Source organism: Gordonia sp. NPDC003376 (assembly GCF_053589235.1).
Genome location: NZ_JBSFRM010000021.1, coordinates 1 through 23,743 on the forward strand (window position 1 = coordinate 1; position 23,743 = coordinate 23,743).

The 23,743-nt window shown below is 64.1% G+C and carries 24 protein-coding genes and 1 tRNA gene; 11 read left to right on the forward strand and 14 right to left on the reverse strand.

Going from position 1 to position 23,743, the window contains the following annotated elements:
* Positions 1-58: 58 nt before the first annotated feature.
* Positions 59-1,450: a type ISP restriction/modification enzyme gene (locus ACWDUA_RS18850; RefSeq protein ID WP_449752536.1), complete on the forward strand. Its 1,392-nt coding sequence runs from the start codon at positions 59-61 to the stop codon at positions 1,448-1,450.
* A gap of 485 nt (positions 1,451-1,935) precedes the next feature.
* Here the strand turns inward: ACWDUA_RS18850 and ACWDUA_RS18855 are convergent, their stop codons facing one another.
* The 5 genes from ACWDUA_RS18855 to ACWDUA_RS18875 form a co-directional block, all read right to left on the reverse strand.
* Positions 1,936-2,880: a hypothetical protein gene (locus ACWDUA_RS18855; protein WP_449752537.1), complete on the reverse strand. Its 945-nt coding sequence runs from the start codon at positions 2,878-2,880 to the stop codon at positions 1,936-1,938.
* 593 nt (positions 2,881-3,473) lie between these two features.
* Entirely contained in the window at positions 3,474-4,880 is a 1,407-nt protein-coding gene (locus ACWDUA_RS18860) for a relaxase/mobilization nuclease domain-containing protein (protein ID WP_449752538.1), read from the reverse strand.
* Between the two features lie 21 nt (positions 4,881-4,901).
* Positions 4,902-5,276, reverse strand: a complete 375-nt coding sequence (locus ACWDUA_RS18865) for a hypothetical protein (protein ID WP_449752539.1) — start codon at positions 5,274-5,276, stop codon at positions 4,902-4,904.
* Positions 5,277-5,772: 496 nt separating this feature from the next.
* Entirely contained in the window at positions 5,773-6,132 is a 360-nt protein-coding gene (locus tag ACWDUA_RS18870; protein WP_449752540.1) for a hypothetical protein, read from the reverse strand.
* Positions 6,133-6,409: 277 nt separating this feature from the next.
* Entirely contained in the window at positions 6,410-7,318 is a 909-nt protein-coding gene (locus ACWDUA_RS18875) for a hypothetical protein (RefSeq protein ID WP_449752541.1), read from the reverse strand.
* Positions 7,319-7,474: 156 nt separating this feature from the next.
* On the opposite strand from ACWDUA_RS18875, the gene ACWDUA_RS18880 reads away from it, so the two are divergent.
* Together ACWDUA_RS18880 and ACWDUA_RS18885 are read left to right on the forward strand one after the other, a co-directional pair.
* Complete coding sequence (locus ACWDUA_RS18880; RefSeq protein ID WP_449752542.1) at positions 7,475-8,104, forward strand: RNA-binding domain-containing protein; 630 nt, start codon at positions 7,475-7,477, stop codon at positions 8,102-8,104.
* Positions 8,038-8,988, forward strand: coding sequence for a hypothetical protein (locus ACWDUA_RS18885; protein ID WP_449752543.1), 951 nt, complete (start codon positions 8,038-8,040; stop codon positions 8,986-8,988). The genes ACWDUA_RS18880 and ACWDUA_RS18885 overlap by 67 nt, the downstream gene beginning before the upstream one ends.
* A 19-nt stretch (positions 8,989-9,007) precedes the next feature.
* On the opposite strand, the gene ACWDUA_RS18890 is transcribed toward ACWDUA_RS18885, so the two are convergent.
* The 6 genes from ACWDUA_RS18890 to ACWDUA_RS18915 form a co-directional block, all read right to left on the reverse strand.
* The gene (locus ACWDUA_RS18890; RefSeq protein ID WP_287005208.1) at positions 9,008-9,217 is read right to left on the reverse strand and encodes a helix-turn-helix domain-containing protein; all 210 of its coding nucleotides are present in this window, start codon (positions 9,215-9,217) and stop codon (positions 9,008-9,010) included.
* A gap of 316 nt (positions 9,218-9,533) precedes the next feature.
* A complete protein-coding gene (locus ACWDUA_RS18895) occupies positions 9,534-9,860 on the reverse strand; it encodes a hypothetical protein (protein WP_449752544.1) in 327 nt (108 codons plus the stop codon).
* Complete coding sequence (locus tag ACWDUA_RS18900; protein WP_449752545.1) at positions 9,857-10,480, reverse strand: AAA family ATPase; 624 nt, start codon at positions 10,478-10,480, stop codon at positions 9,857-9,859. The genes ACWDUA_RS18895 and ACWDUA_RS18900 overlap by 4 nt, the downstream gene beginning before the upstream one ends.
* Positions 10,481-10,818: 338 nt before the next feature.
* On the reverse strand, positions 10,819-11,817 hold the full coding sequence (locus ACWDUA_RS18905; protein ID WP_449752621.1) for a helix-turn-helix domain-containing protein: 999 nt from the start codon (positions 11,815-11,817) through the stop codon (positions 10,819-10,821).
* Between the two features lie 51 nt (positions 11,818-11,868).
* Positions 11,869-11,940 (reverse strand) — tRNA-Gln (locus ACWDUA_RS18910).
* A 78-nt stretch (positions 11,941-12,018) separates the two neighbouring features.
* A complete protein-coding gene (locus tag ACWDUA_RS18915) occupies positions 12,019-12,771 on the reverse strand; it encodes an SDR family oxidoreductase (RefSeq protein ID WP_053778489.1) in 753 nt (250 codons plus the stop codon).
* A gap of 191 nt (positions 12,772-12,962) precedes the next feature.
* Between ACWDUA_RS18915 and glmU the strand changes: the two genes are divergently transcribed.
* Both glmU and ACWDUA_RS18925 read left to right on the forward strand, forming a co-directional pair.
* Positions 12,963-14,435 carry a bifunctional UDP-N-acetylglucosamine diphosphorylase/glucosamine-1-phosphate N-acetyltransferase GlmU gene (glmU, locus tag ACWDUA_RS18920; protein ID WP_449752546.1) on the forward strand — a complete coding sequence of 491 codons (1,473 nt, stop codon included), beginning with the start codon at positions 12,963-12,965 and terminating at the stop codon, positions 14,433-14,435.
* A 63-nt stretch (positions 14,436-14,498) separates the two neighbouring features.
* Entirely contained in the window at positions 14,499-15,476 is a 978-nt protein-coding gene (locus tag ACWDUA_RS18925; protein ID WP_449752547.1) for a ribose-phosphate diphosphokinase, read from the forward strand.
* A 113-nt stretch (positions 15,477-15,589) separates the two neighbouring features.
* On the opposite strand, the gene ACWDUA_RS18930 is transcribed toward ACWDUA_RS18925, so the two are convergent.
* Positions 15,590-16,525 carry an AraC family transcriptional regulator gene (locus tag ACWDUA_RS18930; protein WP_449752548.1) on the reverse strand — a complete coding sequence of 312 codons (936 nt, stop codon included), beginning with the start codon at positions 16,523-16,525 and terminating at the stop codon, positions 15,590-15,592.
* A 271-nt stretch (positions 16,526-16,796) separates the two neighbouring features.
* On the opposite strand from ACWDUA_RS18930, the gene ACWDUA_RS18935 reads away from it, so the two are divergent.
* The 3 genes from ACWDUA_RS18935 (at position 16,797) to catA (ending at position 20,106) form a co-directional block, all read left to right on the forward strand.
* Positions 16,797-17,372 carry a flavin reductase family protein gene (locus tag ACWDUA_RS18935; protein ID WP_449752549.1) on the forward strand — a complete coding sequence of 192 codons (576 nt, stop codon included), beginning with the start codon at positions 16,797-16,799 and terminating at the stop codon, positions 17,370-17,372.
* A 124-nt stretch (positions 17,373-17,496) separates the two neighbouring features.
* Positions 17,497-19,113 carry a 4-hydroxyphenylacetate 3-hydroxylase family protein gene (locus ACWDUA_RS18940; RefSeq protein ID WP_449752550.1) on the forward strand — a complete coding sequence of 539 codons (1,617 nt, stop codon included), beginning with the start codon at positions 17,497-17,499 and terminating at the stop codon, positions 19,111-19,113.
* A 150-nt stretch (positions 19,114-19,263) separates the two neighbouring features.
* Entirely contained in the window at positions 19,264-20,106 is an 843-nt protein-coding gene (catA, locus tag ACWDUA_RS18945) for a catechol 1,2-dioxygenase (protein WP_449752551.1), read from the forward strand.
* A 124-nt stretch (positions 20,107-20,230) separates the two neighbouring features.
* Here the strand turns inward: catA and arsC are convergent, their stop codons facing one another.
* Together arsC and ACWDUA_RS18955 are read right to left on the reverse strand one after the other, a co-directional pair.
* The gene (arsC, locus tag ACWDUA_RS18950; RefSeq protein ID WP_449752552.1) at positions 20,231-20,572 is read right to left on the reverse strand and encodes an arsenate reductase (glutaredoxin); all 342 of its coding nucleotides are present in this window, start codon (positions 20,570-20,572) and stop codon (positions 20,231-20,233) included.
* A gap of 39 nt (positions 20,573-20,611) precedes the next feature.
* Positions 20,612-21,067 (reverse strand): limonene-1,2-epoxide hydrolase family protein, encoded by a 456-nt coding sequence (locus ACWDUA_RS18955; protein ID WP_449752553.1) that lies wholly within the window; start codon positions 21,065-21,067, stop codon positions 20,612-20,614.
* Between the two features lie 275 nt (positions 21,068-21,342).
* Between ACWDUA_RS18955 and ACWDUA_RS18960 the strand changes: the two genes are divergently transcribed.
* The 3 genes from ACWDUA_RS18960 to ACWDUA_RS18970 all read left to right on the forward strand — a co-directional run.
* On the forward strand, positions 21,343-21,957 hold the full coding sequence (locus tag ACWDUA_RS18960) for a 50S ribosomal protein L25/general stress protein Ctc (protein ID WP_449752554.1): 615 nt from the start codon (positions 21,343-21,345) through the stop codon (positions 21,955-21,957).
* Positions 21,958-22,004: 47 nt separating this feature from the next.
* Positions 22,005-22,571, forward strand: a complete 567-nt coding sequence (gene pth, locus ACWDUA_RS18965) for an aminoacyl-tRNA hydrolase (protein WP_449752555.1) — start codon at positions 22,005-22,007, stop codon at positions 22,569-22,571.
* A gap of 141 nt (positions 22,572-22,712) precedes the next feature.
* Positions 22,713-23,743 (forward strand): beta-ketoacyl-ACP synthase 3 (locus tag ACWDUA_RS18970; protein ID WP_449752556.1); only part of this gene is annotated, 1,031 nt, incomplete at its 3' end.

Genomic DNA, 23,743 nt, shown 5'->3' on the forward strand with positions numbered 1-23,743 from the left:
CGCCCACTGTTCATCGGTGAACACCTGATACCTCGAACTCGTCATCGCCACCAAGGCAGTGTGCCCGCCTCACACCTTCGCAGTTAGGAGACACGCCCTAGCGATCACACCGAACGAGCACGGCGATTGGGTCAGCCAACGCAGCGAGGAGTTCGCCGAGTGGCCCGCGATCGGCGACAAGGGCGGGGGCACTGCGGTCTTCGGTACGTACTCGCGCGGCCTGGAGACCAGTCGCGATGCATGGGTCTACAACTTCTCCACCGACAAGCTTCGCGCCAACGTGCAACGTATCATCGACAACTACAACAACGAGCTCGCACCGTTCGCCGCCTACGCTAAGCGAGTAGGCATCGCGAGGCCCAACGAGAAGGACGTCACCGCGTTTCTCGCGACTCGCCCGGATGCCAGTCGTGAGGACCACATCAAGTGGTCTCGCAGCCTGCGTACCCACCTCGCACGCCAGGTGCGAATCGAGTTCAATCCCGACCATCTGTCATCAGCTGCGTACCGACCGTTCGAGCGTCTGCACGGGTACTACGACCGACATCTCAACCACGAGCGCTCGCAGCTTCCCAGCTTCTTCCCAACTCCCTACCAGGAGAACATCGGTATCTTTCTGACCGCTCCGGCTTCGCACTTCGAGTTCACGCCATTTATTACCAACCTGCTGCCCAATGTGCATCTACTCGACACAGGCCAGTTCTTCCCTCGTTGGACCTATGAGAAGGCAGATCCCGATGACGACGGCACCCTTGATCTCGCAGCCGGATCTGGTGAGGCAGACGAGCATGGCTACCGCCGTATCGACAACATCACCGACGGCATCCTGAAGCTGTACCGCGAGACGATCGGTAACCAGGTCACCAAGGGCGACATCTTCTTCTACGTCTACGGGCTGCTCCACGACCCCGACTATCGCGAGACCTACGCCGCCGACCTGAAGAAGATGCTGCCGCACATCCCGCCCCCGGAGACCCGAGCGCGGTTCGAGCAACTCGCGCAGGCCGGCCGGGCACTGTCCGAACTCCACGTCGGGTACGAGGACGCCGAGCCGTACCCCGTTGAGGTGCAGCTCAAGCCGGGAGCTGATCCCGACGACCGCGAGACCTGGCGCGTGCAGAAGATGAAGTGGGCCAAGCGCAAGGACCCCGACACCGGCAAGAGCGTCAACGACACCACGAAGTTGATCTACAACCCGAAGGCGACCGTAGCTGGCATCCCCGAGGAGGCCGAGCGGTACATGCTCGGGTCTCGCTCCGCATTGGCGTGGATCATCGACCGATACCAGGTCAAGACCGACAAGGCATCCGGCATCGTCAACGACCCGAACGACTGGTGCGACGAGCACGATGACCCGCGCTACATCGTTGACCTTATCGCGAAGGTCACGACCGTGGCAGTCGAGACGATGAAGATCGTCGACGGTCTGTCCGAGCACCCCACTGATTGACCCCGCCAAACAGCAGCACAACTCGATTTCGCACAGAGAGAGAAGCGCATATCGTTCCGTAGCCCGCGCAGTATTGAGGAAATGCTCACCGCCATCCACAAGCGCGAGTCCCGTGATGCCCGCGATCCAGCGTGAATTCGTCTGGGACGCGGACCAAATCACGAAACTCGTCGACAGCCTCATGCGCGGGTCAGAGAAAAAGAAATGCGCGTCGTGGAACAGCACTAATGCGTTCCCCACGAAACGCCTACACCTAAACCTCATCGACGAACCCGATGACGAGGAACTCGGAACCAAATACGACCTTCGGTCTCCCACCGACCAAGATGCAGCCGCGGACGACGGGGATAGTACCGGGCCCTTGCCCATTCGGAAGAATGGTTCTTGCGAATCCTACCCGGAATAATTTAGAGCGACATGCCGTATATGGCTTTATAATATCACCGAATTAGTGATATCCGAACACAATACTTTTAGTAATTTCGTTACTCAGTCTGACCGAAGACCTCTGATGCCGACATTGCAGTTACTTTGTCGATCTTTTGCAGAAACATCGCTACTTCCATTGAGGCAGAGCTCAAATCATGTAGAAGCAACGCAACCTTGTTATAGCCCCCGTGCTCCACAAGCGCCGTGTTCTGCGTGCGACAGAAGTCATCAATTGAGGTCATGGCGTCCCACATGTTCCCAATCGGCACCAACGGCGAGTCGTTTTGATCCCGCCGAAGGACGTCATACAGATGAGATATCGGATTAGGATCGGCATCAATGTAGTTAACTAGAATCTTCTCGGTCTCAAAATCGATCCAATTAAGCCCATGCCCAAGCCTTGCGACTTTTATCCTGTCCTCGATGAAGTGCCACCGAGACCTGACCACGTTCCACGCTTCAGAAAAGCTACCTGGATGAATAGACTCAATTACACCAGAGTGACCATTGCCAGCCTTGTTTCGACCGGCCGTTATTCTTGTGATTTCAAATTGCGTCCTTGGATTATCATTGACCACAACACCGCGCATGATGTTGTACTCGCCGAGTACTTCGCCGAGCCCCTCTGAGACCATGCCTGCGTGCTCGACACCCTGCCGAACCAGTGGCGTCAGCGCTCTCGCTGCGCCTTCGCGAAAGTCATTCCAACCCTGAGCCGAAAGTCGCTCGGCATCGTCAACATCGCGCGCCTTATCACGTCTGTTCACGATCTCGGTGATCACGTAGTAGGCGATGGGCACGCCTACAAGGAAGCCAACGATCGATGTTGCCAGGTTCGGTGCGAACGACAGCCCATCCCATGCCTCGGTTGCAGTGTCCAGGTACAGGCAGACGCCAGCACCCGCGACACCGGCCACGACCATGAGCAGGAAGACAAGCGCAACAGTGGACGACGTATTCCTCGTCAAAAACTCCCACGCCCGCTTCAACGGACTCGTCAACCCAGCTCCTACTGATCGCTCAACACCATGACCATCAACACGATAGCGGCGGCGACAGAGATTGCGACTGATCCGAGAACCCCGCACGTCCTCGCGCCTCAGCCACGCCGGCGTTGTCGACTGTAACAGGACAGTTTGCCGGCCGCCTGGATCGAAAGCGCCTTCCCCAGTGAGGACAAGCGGAGCACGTATCTCTCTGACAACGACCTGGACGGACTCTCGCTCGACTTGGCTGAATTCCTATCGTTCTTCGAGGAGTTCAAGCGCAGAGTCCAAGAGCGCCTCATCACCGTGCTTGGCACCAACCCGAGCTGACAAGAGTACGAATCGAACGGATGCCGCCATGACGGACGGCTCTACCGCCTTGACGATGTCGATGACGCACGACGATGCCCGAATCGGTGTTCTTGTGCCGCGCCCCGCGTGACGTACTCTTGCATCGAGCAAGGTATGGATTCTCCGAACTCACTGAGTTCCGACGATCCGTCTGGCGCCAGGTTCGGCTACGGCACCCTGGGGCTGCTCGCTCTCTATGCCTATGCCCATCCATGGCGGGCACCGCGCCGCGACGATCCGCGGTCGCACCTCGCTACTCAACGCCCCGTGCGTTCTCCACCTCGCCGACGCGCGAAATCAAGTCGCTCACGCTCAGCGGGCGTAACCGGATCAAGTCGTGCGGGTATCGGCGACCCCAGTGCTTTGCGCGTAGCCTTCGGTGCAGCCGGAAAATCGCTGCCTCGACTGGTATCGCCTTCGAGCCGGCAGTCCGCCTCAGCGCTTGCTGAGGTCCGGCGGACCGGGGCTGGCGCAACTCTGGATGCCGCTTCGACCATCGTGCCAAGTTCAGTACGAGTGATGGCGGTCAAGGCCGCAGCCCGCGCAGAATGACCGGCGGCCCGGTGCGCGGAGGCGATCGCTTCGACCGCGCTCAGAAGTTGACGCAACAGCGCGGCAGTCGCCGCAGTTGAATCCGTTCGCCCGCTCGCGGTCAGCAACAGGAACGCTACGGAGCTCGTGTGCTCGACGCGCTTCGGCGCCACCGCACGAGCCGCTGGGATAGCTGCTGACGCACCGAGCGCGTCGGCGGCCCGCGCCAACGGACCGGGACGTTCTTCGATCCGAACCGACCACGCCGCGAACACGCCGGCCGTCTGCCCGGCCGCGCTCGCCCAGCTCGCGTAATCGTCAACTGCGATAGTGCCGAGGTACTGGGTCCACTGCACGAGCTCGTCGTGCGCGCGGCGATACAGAGCGTCCATATCGCGTCCGTGACGTCGCGTCCGCCGGGCTTGTTTGAGGGGCTCGCGCCCACGCTTCGCGCGCCGCCATTCACCCGCCGCTTCCAGCGCAGCACTCGGCGAATCTGACCATCCAAGTCTCATTCTCGGCAGCGTCAGGTCCTTACCCAATCGTCCACCGCCGAACCAGACTGGACGCGCGTCGAAGTCGCGTGATCCGTCCTCGTGTCGCGGTGCCAGAGCCACCGAGTAGCCCTGGACGACGTCGTCGGTACCCGCGGCGTAGCGCGGACGGATCAGGTGTCCGAGCGTGCGGACCTGCCGAACAAACTCCGCCTCCGACGTCACCGCCGTCGCGCACGCACGAACGTCGCGGGCCAGTGTGCGTCGAGCCGGTTCATCACCCTTCCCCGCCCCGATGTTCTCCTCGGCGCGCGAATGGGCCGGCATCGTTGCGCCACCAGATACGCGGCCCGGGGTGACCGCAAGCCCGTACTTGCGTTCCAACTTCGCCGACGCTCGCTGAGCGCGTGCGAAGTCGTTGTGCGAGGACACCTTGGTGCCGTCCTCGCGAACCATCAACGCCGCAAGATGAATGTGGTCGTTGCCCTTCTTGCTCGGGCCGTGATGTACCGCCACCCACCGCACGGGCGCCAGTCCTTCCTCGGTGAAGCCCATCTCGCGCATGAAGTCACGTGCGATGTCGCCCCAAAGCTCGTCAGTGATCGCCGACTCACCGTCGATAAGCTCCGCCGTGCGCACGCCGGTCGCAGGATCGACCGCCTACACCGGGGCCTTGAGCGACAGCGAACAGTGCCACACGTGAGCGTTCTGCCCGACCTGTTTCCCGTTGTCATCCCGCACGACGATCCTGCGCTGTTCATGCTCGTCCCACCGCCGTTTGGGAAACGTCACCTCGGTCTTGAAAACCCGGCGAGGCTTATCAATCTGTCGCGCGATGTCGCGTGCCGTCGCGGGGTCGAGCACCGCGTCGTCATGCCACGCCATGATTGCCGGATCGCCTGCCAACAAGTGCGGCTCGGTGTGCTCATTGGCGTTTCCGGGGCCGACGAGATAGAGCAGCAGGCCGGTCAGACTCGGGCCACGGGTGATGTTGGGCATCATGGCTGTTCGATCACCTCCGGACATGATCTTCATACGAGAGCCAAGCGTCTTCGAATCGGTTCGTCGTCGAGTTTCAGTACCGGCCCAGCGCAGCGACTCCACCCGTGGAGACCCGCACCCTCGTCCGGGTGCGGCAGATCGGCCATCGCAGCGTCAGCGCCGATCCCTACTTGGGGCACCCAAGTATATAGCTTGCTCTGCGCGGTACGCGCCAGGCCGAAGGCACTAACCCATGTGGGTTAGTCTGCGCAACAACGGATTCGATGTCGACGAGGTCGCCGTCATGCACGTACAAGAAGCGCTCGACTCAGTAATCCATTGCTCGGCGCAGAGCCGGACCACACACGAACGAAGGCCGGCGTAGTTCCTTCTGGCGGACCGGTCACAACTCGCAACGCTTGGCACGCGTTGGTGACCCACCGTGAGACCTCTTGCAGTACGGAAGTCGTTGCGAACAAAGCGGCATCGGCACAGTAGTTGGCGACAACGAAGCCGCTTGCGCTGGCTCCAAACTTGTCGGCGGCCGCAGTTAGGTCTCCGTGTATCGTGCTCGCGAGAGAACGCCGGCATCGTGCGCGAGATCTTGATCGACAAGCGCAGCGAGCGTGGTTGCGAGCGGATGCCCAGAAGCCGTCGGAATCGGCAGACCGTCGGCGATCCGCATCTCTACGATCAGTTCTGCACTGACCTGCCACGCCGGGCTCGCGTGACGCCAGACCCGCTCGACCAATGCCTCGGTCTTCGCGCTCACCTCGATCGTGTCCACAACGGTCTGGTCGGGATCGTCCTCGTCGGCGAGTGGTGCTCGCACGTAGCCCTCCCAGAGTTGCGACCGCACCTCTTCGTTCGCGCGCCGGCGCGCTTCACTGAGCAGGCTGACCGTTTCCATGTACTCCAGCCGCCGGCCAACCGCGCCCGTGCTTCGTCGCGAAGTTGGGTCTCCAAATCAGCTTGCAGCGCCGAAAACCCCGCGGTCAGCCTCTCAGTCTCCCGGCTCACGAAGTCCTCGAACTCGGCGCGGTCGATGTCCGTCAGCTCGCCGGCGTACCTAATCACAACGTCGTCGCGAAACATCACGATCTCTCCAGGGACAATGCCATCGAAAGACGTCTGTGTCGGGACTGTTCGCCCGTGAAGTTTGTTGCGCGATTCGCCTGCCGCATCGGTCAGACAAGACCCGAAGCGTTGATGTGATCGAATGCTTGCCGAGCGATCTCGGCGGACTCGGCAGTCGCCGCCTGGCTGACGCCCAGTGCGAGCGGCGAAAGCAGACCTCGTAGCCCGTTGAGGGCGCGTCGAATGATCCGCTTGTCCGGCTCGCTGGAGACGATCTCGCCAAGGACGGTTTGCGCGTCGCTACGGAGGTCTTCCTGGTCGGGCTCATCGAGCGACAGCTGTGGCAGTTCATCGAGTAGCTCGCGAATGACCTGTTCGATGTTCTGGTAGTCGGCGGCAACAGTTGTGGAGCTGTCAATCGACATCGTTTGATCAACAGCACCGTGGATGCCTGCTGCGATCTGATTGTTGTCGCCTGTCACAGTAGTATTCGTCGACGTGTACAGGTGCGTGTCAGATGGAGAGCCCGTCGCGTCTCCAATCGGCGCTGGGCCGCGCAGAGCTCGTCGGCCACCGGACGTGATTGCGAATATATAGAAGGCACCGCTTGCCTGACGGGTGCCTTTGATCAGTTGCAAGGCCTCGAGGTCGTCGGCGGCTTCGTCGATCTCGCGAGCAGTGAGTGTGCCCGTATAGTCCGTGGCCCATTCGCTGTCTTCCAGTCCTCGTCGCTCAGCAAAGTCGCCCACATCATTGAGGAACGACAGGACGCATCGGCGCGCGAGCTCGGGTCGATATTCCCGGACCGTGCGACGAGCCACCGACCTTCCCTCAAGGCTCAACACGAAACTGAAGCTCCCGTCCATCGTTTCGGTGTCCTGGATCAGGCCGGCGTGGAGGAGCTCGTCGTAGACGCCCTCCTGGTCCTCAACGGGGCATACCTCGTACGGCGGGTGTTGACTATCGGCGGTGTCGGTGAACAACCAGAACAGGACACGGAAGGAGGGATAGTCGATCATCGTGGGAGTCTGACCTTTCTTCGTGGCGACGCGAGACATGCACTTAGAGTCTGGCAATCAGCACCGACAATCACGGACGACTGCACGATCCCGCTCGGGCGCCCATGACGACGCTAGAAGAATTGGGCAGACTACGAAGTCGAAGGAGCCCTACTGATGATCGTTCCTGATGGCCGCACCGATCTGGAAAAGCTGAAGGAGCTGCTCGGCAATCCTGAACAAACTCATCTCGATCTGAAGGCCTCGGTTGATATGAGCTCCGCCTCGGACAAGTTGAAGTTCGTCAAGGACGCTGTGGCGATGGCCAGCCGACCCGAAGGCGGCTACTTCCTGATCGGCGTCGATGACAACGGCAACCCGTGTGCACCGATTGGCACGATTGGAGATCGTGCTCGGTATGACGGCTCACGTGTCGGGGCTCTGATTCGCGGCTACGTGGAGGCGTCCGTGCACGCAGTTGTCGAGATCCACGAGTTCGACAACCACGAGATCGTGGTGATCTACGTACACAACCCTGACCGCTTGCCCATCCCGTTCAACAAAGCCGGGGGACATCCAACCCACGGGCGAGCGGCAAGGACGTTACCGTCTTCCGGAAAGGCGAGATTTTCGTCCGCGAGGGGCCGGAGAACGTGCCCATCCGCTACGCCCACTGGGCCGACCTCTTGGCCGCGTATGCCGACGACATCCGAACGCACGCCAATGAAGCCGCACTGTCAATGTTGCGGGAAGTCCTGGCCGGCGGTTCCAGCCGACCAGGCGACACCGGCGGCGTCCCGTTGCTGATGGGTATGGATGAAACTACGTTCACCGCGACCGCCATCCGTCTACTCGAGACTGGCGGCGACATACGACTTCGCCAGTTCCTGCGCACCGTTTACCCCTCCGTTGGGAGCGCAATTGATCTGTCAGCGTTTAGCGACGCCTTGGATCGCTGGACAATCTTCTGCGCGCAGGCTTTGAACTTCGATCGTGCTGACCTTGTCGACGACGCCACCGACATACTGGTCGAGGTATACAAGTCACTGGGCGTGGACGACGACGCAAACCGAAGGCGGCTGGTCGTCGTCGAGCGGATCTACATCGTGGGCGGCCTCGCAGTGCGACTCAAGTCCTGGGAGACTGTGCGCTCCTTGGTATTACGCCCTGTTCCCGGAAATGCGTATGAACCCGACTACGTATACTCGTCCTGGATCCGGGCCGCACAAGTCTACGCATCCAGAGCAGGCCTGACTGACGATCGCAGGAGCGGCAACCTGCTCTCTGCCGCACGGGAGATCATGACACAACATCCCGCGATGCGCCCTGACCTCCCCGCCAGGGCTATGCCCGAAGAAGTCACAAGCTCCGATGCTGCACTGAATTCGTTGTGTCAGTTCGACTTTGCGTATTGTCTGGTCGTGGCCATTCTGGGCACCGGACGTAGTAACGGGTATCCGTCGGCGGCCGCGTTCGACGAGGATCGCGTCACGCCGATCGCACACTTGTTGGTGTCCGATGGCTCCATGCGTCAGCGCCTACTTCCTGACGTCGCCGACGCCGACATCGCCGCGGCACTCGAAGGCAATTACGCGATCACAGTCCGTGAATCGGCCAACAACTACGGAGGCTGGTGGGGTGGTATGCCGCCCAGCGTGGATGCCTTCGTTTCCAACAATCGCGCCGTTTGATGTCAGGAGCCACGAAGGCTCAGACATCCGACGGAGTCGGCCTACCAAGCTTCCGATATACCGACTCCAAGTCGAGGCGAATGAGCCGCGACCCGACTCGCTGCGCCTCGATCCGACCTTCCATGATCCAGCGACGAACGGTGGTTGGATGCACCCCGTAGATCTCCGCCACCTCGGAGATGGAGACGAACGATCCCCGATCTCCAGATTGATTCATGCCTGCGCTCATGAACGCAATGCTATGCACATCTACGGCGAGAGACGCGTCAAATTCCATACGCACGAACATGTTTGGAGTGCATCAGAAGTTTTGGACATGAGTTTTGAAACGCCTCGCCACTGCGCCACGGCGCGCTGTACCCCAAAAGCCCGACCCAGGAGTTCCGGCAGTGCTCACCAAATATTTTGGGCGCCAATCGAATGCGGCAACCGGTCGCGGCCACCTTCACATGTTGGCTTACCTGTGGCCAAAGTGATATCGGATTGAGACCGACACGGCTCGCCGCCGCCTTTCCTTGCTTCCCCGCCGCCATTCGGGAAGTGCATCAGCTTTCGTTCTCCACGCACTTGGCGGCCACGAATTCGCGTGTCCGCCTCGCGAGCAAGTCATCGTTCAATAGCTCCGTGAGCAACGCGTCGACGACGGACTGGAACGTCACACGAGGCACACCCAGGGCGTGGGCTGCTTCGGCCTGCCAAGCCAGCACTCGCTGGTTGAGATCCGCATCGAGGTTGACCGTCTTGCCGACCCTCCTCGACACCGCCGGCATCGCAATCTGACTCGTCGCCTTTGCGGTCGCGGCTGACCGAGTGGACGGCTGGGACGCTACACGCGACGCCTGTGCGCGGATCTGTTCAGCTCGTGAGGTCATCGCTCCGCGACCTCCATGTCGAGCAACTGGGTCAGAGCGTCGCCATACGCGGTGTTGAGCGCATCGTCAATCGGACACCCAAACGCCTGGGCGAAGCGCTCCAACCTCGCAACCCGGGCAGGCAAAACCGGCACCAGCTCGTTTGCTGCCGTCCGATACACCTCTCCCGACGCCGAGTTCGTCACCACGCGGGTCAGTAACGCGGCGACAACAGGTGGAGCAGTGCGCAACGGTCCGACGTCGTCAATCAGATCGAGAACTGCGCCCAACCGATCGAAGTCCATGGGCGTCGGCGACATCGGAATCACAATGTGGGTGGCCACACGCACGGCCGAGGTCACGATGCCGCGGCCGGGCTCCATCGGCGGCGTGTCGATGACAACGGCGTCGAACCCCTCAGTCACGGCATCCAACCGACGATGTAAGTCCTTGACCGGCATCCCTACGACGGGTGTGGCCCATTCTGCGAGGTCGGACCATCGAACGAGTGAACAGTTTTCGGGATCGGCATCTACTCCCAGCACCGACAAGCCTGATTCGGCCAGAGCGTGGAGTAGGTAGGCAGCCGACGTGGTCTTCGTCGACCCACCTTTGAGATTGACAATAGCGATGCAGAGCACTGAAAGTCCCTCCTGTACAGCGGGATAGGTGAACAGATACTTACGTGTTTGGGCACTTAGCTAAATGCGTAAGTAGGCAAATGACTGTTCATCTGAATACGTAAATAGCTCAAATATGTTGCCGGTAGCTTGATTTCGGAGCACACGGGACGATCAAGGAGGCTTGAGGAGGCACGGCGTGTGGAACCACCCAGAGCGACCAAGCACTCGGGCCGTCGGCAAATGTCGAGTAGAGAGGCGCCGCCCATGATCGCTCACGCCGTGACTGACAATCAGTTCATGCAAACCACACAGATCGCACAAAAGAGTCGTATCGTTCACTCTCAGTGAGGAATCCACTACGACGCGCTCCCCCGAGCGAGAACGGCTCGGACCTGCGCCATCCCACGTGCATGCCGCGCGTCAGCGTCGGGATCGTGGTCACACGGCCTGCTTCCGCGGTATCCGCGGTCGTCGCACATGTCGCACGCGCGAATCGCTGCCCGCTCGGCCGCCACTGCCAGATTCCGTTCTTCGCGCTCAGCTTCGAGTGCCGTCAGGCGTCGTCGTTGCTCGAACTCCTTGTGTTGGCGACGCGCCTCTCCGCAAGCGGCGCAGGGCATGTCGGTTCCGTCAGGATGCCGATCACACGTCGTCGACAGGGGTTCGGCGACCACCGTCAACCGCGGACGGTCTGCACCTCGAAGCGCGGACCCTGTTAATTTTCTTGTTAAAGACCTTGTTTGTGGCTCACCGGTGACCCACCCCCTGGGTCGCGGATGAGCCACCCCCTCGGTCACCGGTGACCCAGCTCGCGCATGACCTGGGTCATCGTTGACCTGGGTCACGTGCAACCTAGGCTCGGCGTCGCGGACGCCGTCGACAAACTGGAATCGCGTCGGGCGTCCAGGCTGCTCCGACGCAACGACCAGCCCGAATTCCTTGAGCGAGTTGATCGCTCGCTCGATCGTTGCTGGTGAAGCGCCCATTCGGTTGGCGATTGTCGCGACGCTGGCGAAGCACTCGCGTCCCTGGGCGTCGGCAAACGACGCCATGGTCACGAGGGTGAGTTTGACTGTGGTCCAGTCGGCGCCGGCTTCGACCGGACGTTCAACGGCGACCGCCCACGCGGTCAGCTCGTAGGACATGAAAAGACCCCTTCGGCTCGTGGCGAAGGGACAACCGCCTTCCGGCGGCGACGCTAGACCAGCAGTACCGCGAGCGGTACAGTGCTGATCAACGCGATGGAGGATCACGGCACGATCCCCTCGCCAGACCCCGGCAGGTGTTGGAGCACCTGGTCGGGGTCGTTCGTTTTCGAGGGGTCCTCGCGTGCGATGTCGACACAATATCGACATGAGTGTTGCGGAGCGTAAGCAAAACCAGCTCTGAGCTGGCTTTACTCGAAGCTCCCCCACCAGGGCTCGAACCTGGAATGCCTGAACCAAAATCAGAAGTGTTGCCGATTACACCATGGGGGAATACTGCGCAGACGATTGTGCCACAGGCCTCGCCGCGCAGCGTGATCAGTACCGGGTGTGCGGGTACCCGATCGGCGATCAGTCCTTGGGGCCACCGGCGACGTAGATGACCTGGCCGGTCACGTAGCCCGCGCCCTCGCTGGCGAAGAACGAGACGGTGTGCGCGATGTCCTCGGGCACACCGACACGGTTGACCGGCGTCTGACTCGCGATGGCAGCCTTGAAGTCGTCGAACGGCACACCCATGCGGGCGGCGGTCGCGGCGGTCATCTCGGTCTCGATGAAGCCGGGGCCGATCGCGTTGGCGGTGACACCGAACTTGCCGAGCTCGATGGCGAGGGTCTTGGTGAAGCCCTGCATGCCGGCCTTCGCGGCCGAGTAGTTGGCCTGTCCGCGGTTACCGAGCGCCGAGGTCGACGACAGGTTCACGATGCGACCCCAGTTGGCGTCCACCATGTGCTTCTGGCAGGCCCGGCTCATCAGGAACGCACCGCGCAGGTGCACGCCCATCACCGCATCCCAGTCGGCGACGGTCATCTTGAACAGCATGTTGTCGCGGATGATGCCGGCGTTGTTGACCAGCACGGTCGGCGCACCGAGCTCGGTGGCGACCTTCTCCACGGCCGCGGCCACCGACGCCTCGTCGGAGACGTCCGCGCCCACCGCGATCGCCTTGCCGCCGGCCTCGGTGATCGCCGAGACCGTGGCCGCGCAGTCCTCTTCCTTGAGGTCGAGCACCGCGACGGCGAGGCCGTCGTCGGCCAGCCGCTTGGCCACCGCGGCTCCGATCCCCCGGGCCGAACCGGTGACGATTGCTGTCTTCTGAGCCATTGAGTTCTCCTTCATGGTCATGCCGTGGATGTGATGAGAGTCCCATTGGTTTCTATCAGGCGGTGCGACGCGCCGGGGGACGAGACCGGGTGGCGCAGACCACTCAGTAAGATCGCCTCCGTTGCCGCGCCGACGAGTGTCGGCACCTGACCTCCCCGGGCCAGGCAGGAATCCCGACATCGGAGTCCGTCATGTCACAGACGTCCCAACCGACGACCGCCGTCATCGTCCTCGCTGCGGGCGCGGGTACCCGGATGAAGTCCAAGACCCCCAAGATCCTGCATGCGCTCGCCGGCCGCACCCTGGTCGCCCACGCGCTGCACGGCGCCGCCGAACTCGATCCGGCTCACCTGATCGCCGTCGTCGGACACGAACGCGAACGCGTCTCCGCCGAGGTGCAGGCCGTCGCCACCCGGCTCGGCCGACCGGTCACCCTGGCCGTGCAGGACCGGCCGCTCGGCACCGGTGACGCCGTGCTCGCCGGGCTGCGGGCACTGCCCGACGACTTCACCGGCACCGTGCTGGTGACCGCCGCGGACGTGCCGCTGCTCGACGCCCCCACCCTGACCGCAGTGGTGCGCACCCATGCCGCCGACGGCGGCGCAGCGGTCACGCTGACCGGCTTCGTCGCCGCCGACCCCAGCGGGTATGGACGGATCCGCCGCGACGCCGGCGCGGCGGTCCGCGCGATCGTCGAGCACAAGGACGCCACCGAGGCCGAACTCGCGATCACCGAGGTCAACGCCGGCGTCTACGCCTTCGACGCCGCGGTGCTGCGCTCGGTGCTGGGCAAGCTGTCCACCGACAACGCGCAGGGCGAGTACTACCTGACCGACGTCGTCGAGATCGCCGACACCGACGGCCGGACCGTGCGCGCACACATCGTCGACGACCCGCTCCTGGTGGCCGGATGCAACGACCGCGCCCAGCTGTCGGAACTGGCCGCCGCCCTCAACCGGCGGATCGTGCGAGCACATCAGCTGGCCGGGGTCACCGTCGTGGACCCGACGTCCACCTGGATCGACGTCGACGTCCGGATCGGCGCCGACACCCGCATCGAGCCCGGGACGCAGCTGCAGGGCGCCACGGTGATCGGCGAGGACGTGGTGATCGGACCCGACACCACCCTGCGCGACGTCTCCGTGGGCGACGGCGCCCAGGTGATCCGCACCCACGGCAGCGACGCGGTGATCGCCGCCCGCGCGACCGTCGGACCGTTCGCCTACCTGCGCCCCGGCACCGAGCTGGGCACCGGAGGCAAGATCGGGACGTTCGTGGAGACCAAGAACGCGCGGATCGGGGCGGGCAGCAAGGTCCCGCACCTCACCTACGTCGGCGACGCCACCATCGGCGACGAATCCAACATCGGCGCATCCAGCGTGTTCGTGAATTACGACGGGGTGAACAAACATCAAACGGTGATCGGGTCACACTGCCGCACCGGTTCTGACAACATGTTCGTCGCACCCGTACGGGTCGGTGACGGCGCCTATACCGGGGCGGGTACCGTCGTGCGGGACGATGTCCCGCCCGGGGCGCTCGCGGTGTCCGCGGGTCAACAACGCAACATCGAGAACTGGGTGGTTCGCAAGCGGCCCGACACCGCCGCGGCCCGAGCCGCTCTCGCGTCGGGTACCGACCCGTCCGACCCCGACGGTTCCTGACCCCGACGTGACCGCAGCCCATCGTCCACCACGGCCCACATCCGTACGAGTAGAAGAGTTTTCATGACCTGGACCACCGACAACCAGAAGAACCTGATGTTGTTCTCGGGACGCGCCCACCCCGAGCTCGCACAGGCCGTCGCCGACGAACTGGGCATCAAGGTCACCCCGCAAACCGCGCGCAACTTCGCCAACGGCGAGCTGTTCGTCCGGTTCGAGGAGTCCGTGCGTGGGTCGGATGCGTTCGTCCTGCAGAGCTGCCCCGCCCCGCTCAACGAGTGGGTGATGGAGGCGCTGATCATGATCGACGCCCTCAAGCGCGGCTCGGCCAAGCGCATCAGCGTGATCCTGCCGTTCTACCCGTACGCCCGTCAGGACAAGAAGCACCGCGGCCGTGAGCCCATCTCCGCCCGCCTGATCGCGGACCTGATGAAGACCGCGGGCGCCGACCGGATCATCACCGTCGACCTCCACACCGACCAGATCCAGGGCTTCTTCGACGGCCCGGTCGACCATATGCACGCCCTCGGCCAGCTCGCCGACTACGTGCGCTCCAACTACGGCACCGACAACATCGCGATCGTCTCGCCCGACTCCGGTCGTGTGCGCGTGGCCGAGAAGTGGGCCGACGCCCTCGGTGGCGCGCCGGTCGCCTTCATCCACAAGACCCGCGACCCGCTGGTCGCCAACCAGGTGGTCGCCCACCGCGTCGTCGGTGACGTGCAGGGCCGTACCTGCGTGCTGATCGACGACATGATCGACACCGGTGGCACCATCGCCGGCGCGGTCAGCAAGCTCAAGGACGCCGGTGCCGGTGATGTCGTCATCGCCACCACCCACGGCGTGTTCTCCGAGCCGGCCACCGAGCGCCTGGCGAGTTGCGGCGCCAAGGAGGTCATCGCGACCGACACGCTGCCGATCCCGGAATCCAAGCGCTTCCCGACCCTCACCGTCCTGTCGATCGCCCCGCTGCTGGCGCAGACCATCCGCGAGGTCTTCGAGAACGGTTCGGTCACCAGCCTCTTCGACGGCATCGCGTAACCGCCGCTCCCCCGATCACAGCCGCACCGGGCGTTCCCCGTGAACGCCCGGTGCGGCTGTTCGGTTTTCCAGCCGTCGGCCTGACGGGGTGCCGGACACCGGGTCACCACACCTCAGACACCCGACCGCCGCGTCTCCGACGGCGCGACCCCGTACTTGCGTCGGTAGGCGGCGGCGAACCGGCCGGTGTGCATGACCCCCCAGCGTGTGGCGATGTCGGTGACCGTCGCGGCGCCACCGGAGGTCAACAAATCGTTGTGGATGCACTCGAGCCGGACATCGAGGACGTACTCCATCGGGCTCATCCCGACACACTCCCGGAAACCCTGCTGCAGGCGGCGCGCACCGACCGCGCCGATCTCGGCGAGTTCTCCCACGGTCCACGGGCGGGCCGGGTCGAGGTGGATCGCGTCGATCACACGCTTGACCGTCCGTGGCCGGGTACCGGCTCCGACATCGTCGGTCTCGGGCAGCGCGGCGAGCACGAGTGCTGTGGTGAGCATGCCACCGAGCTGCTCGGCCATCCGGTCGTTGCGCAGCAGCACACCCTCCGACAACACCGTCTGCCGGCGGGCCGCACGCAGCAGGCCCAGCCATTCCGCGCCGGCGCCGGTCCGCAGATCCAACTGCCGCACCAGTGAGCGTCCCGGACGGCCGGCGATCCGATCGATCTCACGCTGCAGATAGTCGCGGTCGACCTTGAAGCCGATGATCTCGCAGGACCGGCTCCACTGCGTGATCGACGTCGGGGTGTCCGGCGGGTTGATCGTCGCCTGGCCGGGCTCGGACACCACCTCGTGTCCATCTGTGACCGATGCGAGCACCCCCGACAACGGGATGTTGATCCCCCAGGCCCCCGGGTGATCGGAGTCGATGGTCACGTCCGCACCGAAGCCGATCCGCGCGAGGACCGTCGAGCCGACGGCGGTGGACTCCAGCCGATAGTGCGACGTGTGGTCACGCGACAGCGGCCGGAGTTCATGGGGGAAGTAGGCGTTCGCGACCACGGCGTGTACTTCGTCCCAGTCGGCATCCCCCGTGTTCACCACGGTTTTCCGCCCCGGGCCCGTGGGTCCGGCGGAACCTGCGCTCTGCCCCCGACCGGGGGACGGTCCAGCCCTCACACACCCCAGCGTAACTGTGACGCGTCCCACTTCCAGTACCGGTGGAGTCCCGGATCATCTCGTTACGCAATCCGGATCGCGGCTTCGTAATCCGGATCGACGGCGTGTGACATCGGTCATAGGTTGTGTTCCACGGCACACGTCCACCGCCTTCCCACCGAGCGAGAAGGTGCCGAATCCACGGAGGCTGATCCCCATGAACGAACGCACGATGCGCAACATCTTCGGCCAGTTCGCCACCGGTGTCACCGTCATCACCTGCGCGAACGCCGAGGGCGAGGCCCACGGCGCGACGGTGACGGCGTTCACCGCCATCTCCCTCGAACCACGGCTCTGCCAGGTGACGCTCACCCGCCGCTCCAAGGCGTGCGGATACCTCGACGACGCGCCGTTCGCGGTGAACATCCTCTCGTCCGACCAGCTCGACACCGCGATGCACTTCGCCGGCAAGCCGCAGGAGCCCGCACCCGAGTGGAACTCGACGTGGCCGGTCCCGGCACTCGCGGGCAATGCCGCGACCCTGATCTGCAACCCCTGGGCGTCCTATGACGGCGGTGACCACATCATCTACGTCGGCGAGATCGTCGACGCCCACGTGGACAGGTCGGCCGAGCCACTCCTGTTCTACCGCAGCAAGTTCCACGATCTCGGCGAGACGACGGCGACCGCCGCCTACTGCGGCAGCCTCGACGACCCGCACAGCCGTTGGTTCGACGCCACGGCCAGGTTCACGCCCACCTGCGTCCCCATCCCGGACGCCGTTCCCGCCTGACACACCACATTCCGACCGGCACAACAAATCCCGCCGGTATCCAGATCCGCTGACAACCGAATCCACTGACACCCTAATCGATCTGACCAACCGTTCACCGCCACCTGACGATTGAGGACATATCATGACCGCCATCGACATCGCCCCCGACACCATCGTCGACCGCTCCAAGGTCAACGTGGCCGCCGACTGTGAGGCCAACCGCACCAAGAACTTCGCGTCCAAGCCGATGACCGGCGACGAGTACATCGAGTCGCTGCGCGACGACCGCGAGATCTGGCTGAACGGTGAGCGCGTCAAGGACGTCACCACCCACGAGGCCTTCCGCAACCCGATCCGGATGACCGCGCGCCTCTACGATGCGATGCACGACCCGGCCACCGCCGACAAGGTCACCACCGCCACCGACACCGGGAACGGTGGGGTGACCATGCCGTTCTTCCGGGCACCGAAGTCCGCCGACGACCTGCGCGCCGATCGTGACGCGATCGCCGAGTGGGCGCGGATGACCTACGGCTGGATGGGCCGCTCCCCCGACTACAAGGCATCCTTCCTGGGTACCCTGCACGCCAACTCCGAGCTGTACGCACCGTTCCAGGACAACGCCGAGCGCTGGTACAAGGAATCGCAGGAAAAGGTCCTGTACTGGAACCACGCGATCATCAACCCGCCGGTGGACCGTCAGCTCCCGCCGGACGAGGTCGGTGACGTGTTCATGAAGGTCGAGAAGGAAACCGACGCCGGACTCATCGTCTCCGGCGCCAAGGTCGTCGCGACGGGTTCGGCGATCACCAACTACAACTTCATCTCCCATTACGGCCTGCCGATCAAGAAGAAGCAGTTCGCGCTCATCTGCACCGTCCCGATGGACGCGCCGGGTGTGAAGCTGATCTGCCGCTCGTCCTACACGCAGCAGGCCGCGGTGATGGGCACGCCGTTCGACTACCCCTTGTCGAGCCGAATGGACGAGAACGACACGATCTTCGTCTTCGACAAGGTGCTCGTGCCCTGGGAGAACGTCTTCATGTACGGCGATGTCGACAAGATCAACTCGTTCTTCCCGCAGTCGGGCTTCCTCCCCCGATTCACGCTGCAGGGTTGCACCCGCCTCGCGGTGAAGCTCGACTTCATCGCCGGTCTGCTGATGAAGGCCCTCGACTGCACCGGCGCCGGCGGATTCCGCGGCGTGCAGACCCGCGTCGGTGAGGTCATCGGCTGGCGAAACCTGTTCTGGTCGTTGAGCGATGCGATGGTCAACAACCCCGAGCCATGGATCGGCGACACCGTCATCCCCAGGCTCGAATACGGTCTCACCTACCGCATGTTCGCCCAGCAGGGATACCCGCGCGTCAAGGAGATCATCGAGCAGGACGTCGCGTCCGGCCTGATCTACCTGCCGTCGAGCGCCGCCGACTTCAAGAGCCCCGACGTCCGCCCGTACCTCGACAAGTACGTCCGTGGCTCCGACGGAATCGTCGCGGTCGATCGCGTCAAGGTGATGAAGGCCCTGTGGGATTCGATCGGGAGCGAGTTCGGTGGTCGCCACGAGCTCTATGAGCGCAACTACGCGGGCAACCACGAGGGCGTCAAGGCCGAACTGCTCATGTTCGCCGATGCCCGCGGCACCGTCGGGGAGATGAAGGGCCTGGCCGAGCAGTGTCTGTCCGAGTACGACCTCGACGGCTGGACCGTCCCGGATCTCATCGGCAACGACGACGTCAGCTACTTCGGCAAGCGCTGAACGCATTTCGGCAAGCACTGACCGTATCTCGGCAGGCACTGACCGTATCTCGGCAGGCACTGACCGCATTTCGGCAAACCGACCGCATTTCGGCAAGTACTGACAGCCGCCCACCACACACCGTCACCGCCTACCACCGAGAGGCACAGCATGACCACCATCGAACGTCCGACCGCCGTCGGCTCCGGGAGCGCGGCCACCGCGAGTTTCGCCTCTGAGCGTTTCACCGCGGACACCACGCCCCGACGACTCTCGGCGATCGCCACCGAGATCTTCGCCGGATTCAGCGCTCTCATCGACAAGTACGCCATCACCTACGACGAGTACCGAGTCCTCAAGCAATGGCTCATCGAGGTGGGCGAAGGCGGCGAATGGCCGCTGCTGCTCGACGTCTTCGTCGAGCACGACATCGAAGCGGTCAATTCACGAAGGTTCCAGGGCTCCAAGGGAAGCATCGAGGGGCCGTACTACCTGGCCGACGCCCCTCTGCTCCCGGCGAGATGCACCCTCCCGATGCGCACACGTGACAGGCAGGAGATTCCGCTGGTCCTGCACGGGCAGGTGCGGGATCTCTCGGGCGCCCCGGTGCCCGGTGCCACCGTCGAGATCTGGCACGCGGATGCGGAGGGCTACTATTCCGGTTTCGCCGAGCACATCCCCGACTGGAATCTACGGGGCACGGTCGTGACCGACGGTGAAGGACGCTACGAGATCACCACCATCGCGCCTGCGCCGTACCAGATCCCGACCGACGGTCCGACCGGCACGTTCATCGAGGCGGCGGGCTGGCATCCGTGGCGCCCGGCCCACCTCCATCTGCGCATCTCGGGCAAGGGCCGGCGTCCGATCATCACCCAGCTCTACTTCGCCGGCGATCGATGGCTCGACAGCGATGTCGCCTCGGCGACCAAGCCCGAGTTGATCCTCGACCCGAAACCGGATGAGCAGGGCCGCAATTCGGTGCGCTACGACTTCGTTCTCGACCCCGCGTAGGTGCGGGCCCCCGAGACCGGAGTGCGCCGCCACCTGCGCCACCCACCGGCCACCCCGACATCTGTCGGGGTGGCCGGTGGTCTGTGGTCGCCGGTCCGCGTCGGGGCGACGCGGATTCGGGACGTTACAGGATCTCGTCGAGCTTCTCGAAGGGTCTTGGAATCCGGGTTCCCTTGTCGGTCACCACGATCGGACGTTCTACCAGGATCGGGTGCGCCACCATCGCATCGAGGATCTCGTCGTCGGAGGCCTCGGCGAGGCCGAGTTCGGCGTATAGCGACTCACGCTTGCGCACGGCCTGCCGCGGGGTGAGGCCCGCACCGGTGATCAACTCCACGAGTCGGTCACGCGTGTACGGCTCGTCGAGGTACTTGACGATGGTCGGCTCGACTCCGGCATCGCGCAGCGCCTGCAACGCCTTACGCGAGGTCGAACACTTCGGATTGTGATAGATCGTCGCATCCACGGTCACACCGTACCCGCGGACCCGGCGGTCTCCCAGCACTCAGGAGCGGGCGGTGGCCGCACCTCCCGGCGCCGGCAGCGGCCTCACCAGCGACGGCACCACGAGGGCCGCGACACCCCGGACGAGCGCCCTGGTCATGTCGACATAGTCGAAGTAGTCGCGCCACACCACGATCTGCGCATTGCGCACCTCGAACCGCCCACACACCCAGAACTGCAGGTGCAGACGCCCCCACGAGATCTCGTCGATCCGTTCGGTGAGCACCACCGTGCCGCCCTCGGCGGCATTGACCATCGAGTAGTTGAACGTCACACCACCCGGCCGACCCAGCCCGCCGAAGATCTTGGCCACCTTGCGTTTTCCGCGCACGGTGGGCAGCGAGACGTTGGTGTAGTCGATGTTGTCGGCAACATCGACCATCGCGGTGTCGGCGTCGCCGCGGGCGAGGGAGTCCAGGAATCCGGTGACGATCTCGATCGGGGTCCGTGAGGTCATGGTGGCCAGTATGCCCGCGATCACAGCGGCACGGGGTGTCTTCGCACACCGGCCGGGGCACGGGATCACGTCCACGGATATGACATCGGCACAGGTGGTCGGCTATCCTTTTCGGGTTGTCTCGGCGAGGGTGAGTGTTCACCGTTATCGGCGCGACCACCGCACATCTGTTCCGGTGCCTTTCTCTGTGCATCGTGGCGGTCGTGGGGCGGCGTGTCTGCCGGGACCCGACCATCGACCGGTATCCGAGCCGGCCGCCCACAAAGGAGACGCCCATGGCAACCGAGACCAACAACATCGCCGTGACCACCCGCACCGAGAAGGGCAAGGGTGCCGCCCGTCGCGCCCGCGCCGCCGGCCAGGTCCCGGCCGTCCTGTACGGCCACGGCACCGACCCGCAGCACCTGAACATCCCGGCCCGCGAGTTCGCCACCATCCTGCGTAACCACGGCACCAACGCCGTGCTCGAGCTCGACATCGAGGGCGCCAGCCAGCTCGCGCTCACCAAGCAGGTCGACGTCCATCCGATCCGCAACTACATCGAGCATGTCGACCTCCTGGTCATCAAGCGCGGCGAGAAGGTCACCGTCGAGGTCAACATCGTCATCGAGGGTGACGCCCAGTCCGGCACCCTGGTGGTCCAGGACGCCAACGCCATCGAGGTCGAGGCCGACGCCCTGTCGATCCCCGAGCAGATCGTCGTCGACGTCGACGGCAAGGTGGCCGGAACCACCATCCACGCCTCCGACCTGGAGCTGCCTGCCGGTGTGACCCTGATCAGCGACGCCGAGACCCTGATCGTGGCCGTCAACGAGGCCGCTGCCGCCGCCGAGGACTCGGGTGCCCAGTCCGCCGCGACCGCCGAGGCCCCCGCCGAAGCCGCCGAGTGATCACGGTCCCCACGGACTGATCCACCGACCCACAGGAGTGTCTTCACGTGAAACTCATCGTCGGGCTGGGTAATCCCGGACCGAAGTACGAGAAGACACGACACAACATCGGCGCCATGGTCGCCGATCGTCTGGTCGCCGCCGCCGGCGAGCGGTACACGGTGCACAAGCGCTCCGGCGCCGAGGTCGCATCCGTGCCGTTCGCCGGCGGTTCGGTGCTGGTCGCCAAGGCCCGCACCTACATGAACACGACCGGACGTGAGATCGGGCCGCTCGCCGCCTTCTACAAGGTGGCGCCGGCCGATCTGATCGTGCTGCACGACGAGCTCGACATCGACTTCGGCCTCGTGCGGCTCAAACGCGGGGGCGGCGAGGGCGGTCACAACGGTCTGCGCTCGATCAGCCAGGCCATCGGCACTCGCGACTATCTCCGGGTGCGGCTGGGCATCGGACGTCCGCCGGGTCGCCAGGATCCCGCCGACTACGTCCTCAAGCCGTTCCCGTCCGGGGCGCGCGACGAGGTCGACCTGCTCATCACCAACGGCGCCGACGCCGTGGAGCTGCTGATCACCAAGGATCTCGAGTCGGCGCAGAACGTCGTCCACGCGTGGTGATCGTCCGATCGTGGGAAGCCTGCGATGCCAACGCGCCGAACAGGACCTTGGTCCGATGGTGAGGACACCCTAACCCCTTAGACTCGTCAGGCGTATCCGCAATGGGTGGGTACGCCGAGGGTTCGAGGAGTGGCAGACACGGTGGCACAGATCGCAGCGAGGACCGGACATCAGAACGTCGCGATGCTCGGCATCGGCGCCTATCGACCGCGACGTCTGGTCAGCAACGACGAGGTGTGCCGGGTCCTCGACAGCAGTGACGAGTGGATCTTCGAGCGCAGCGGCATCCGCAACCGCCGCTGGGTCAGCGGCGACGAGACCGCCCGATCGATGGCGGCGGTGGCCGCCGAACGTGCGATCGCGAATTCCGGTGTGCCCAAGGAGAAGATCGGCGCGCTGATCCTCGCCACCAACAGCTGGAAGACCAAGATCCCCCACGGCGGCCCGATCGTGGCCTTCGACATCGGTCTCAACGGCATCCCCGCCTATGACGTCGCCGCCGGATGTGGCGGATTCGGCTATGCCCTCGGGATCGCCGCCGACACCGTGCGCGCCGGTTCCGCCGAGTATGTCCTGGTGGTCGGCGTGGAGACCATGTCGGTGGTGATGGAACCCACCGACCGCAACACCGCCTTCATCTTCGGCGACGGAGCCGGGGCCGTGGTGGTCGGACCGAGCGAGGAGAACGGCATCTCCCCCACCGTCTGGGGCAGCGACGGCGAGAGTGCCGATGCCATCGGCCAGAACTTCGACATCCCCGCCTACATGGATCGGGCGCAGGAGTACCAGCACAAGGATCCCGAAACCGAACCCGTCGGCCGGATGTTCGTGACGATGCAGGGCCCGCGGGTGTTCCGCTGGGCAGCGATCACGCTGCCGAAAGCGCTGGCCCAGGTGATCGAGACCTCGGGGGTCGGTGTCGACGACATCGAGGTGTTCATCCCGCATCAGGCGAACGCCCGCATCAACGAGCTGATGAAGAAGAACCTCGGCTTCCCCGACGATCTGCCGATGGCCAATGACATCGAGAACACCGGAAACACCTCGGCGGCATCCATTCCGCTGGCGATGGAGGAGATGCTCGCGACCGGGAAGGCCGAGGGCGGCCAGACCGCGATGCTGCTCGGTTTCGGTGCCGGCCTCTCCTACGCCGGGGCCATCGTGACGCTGCC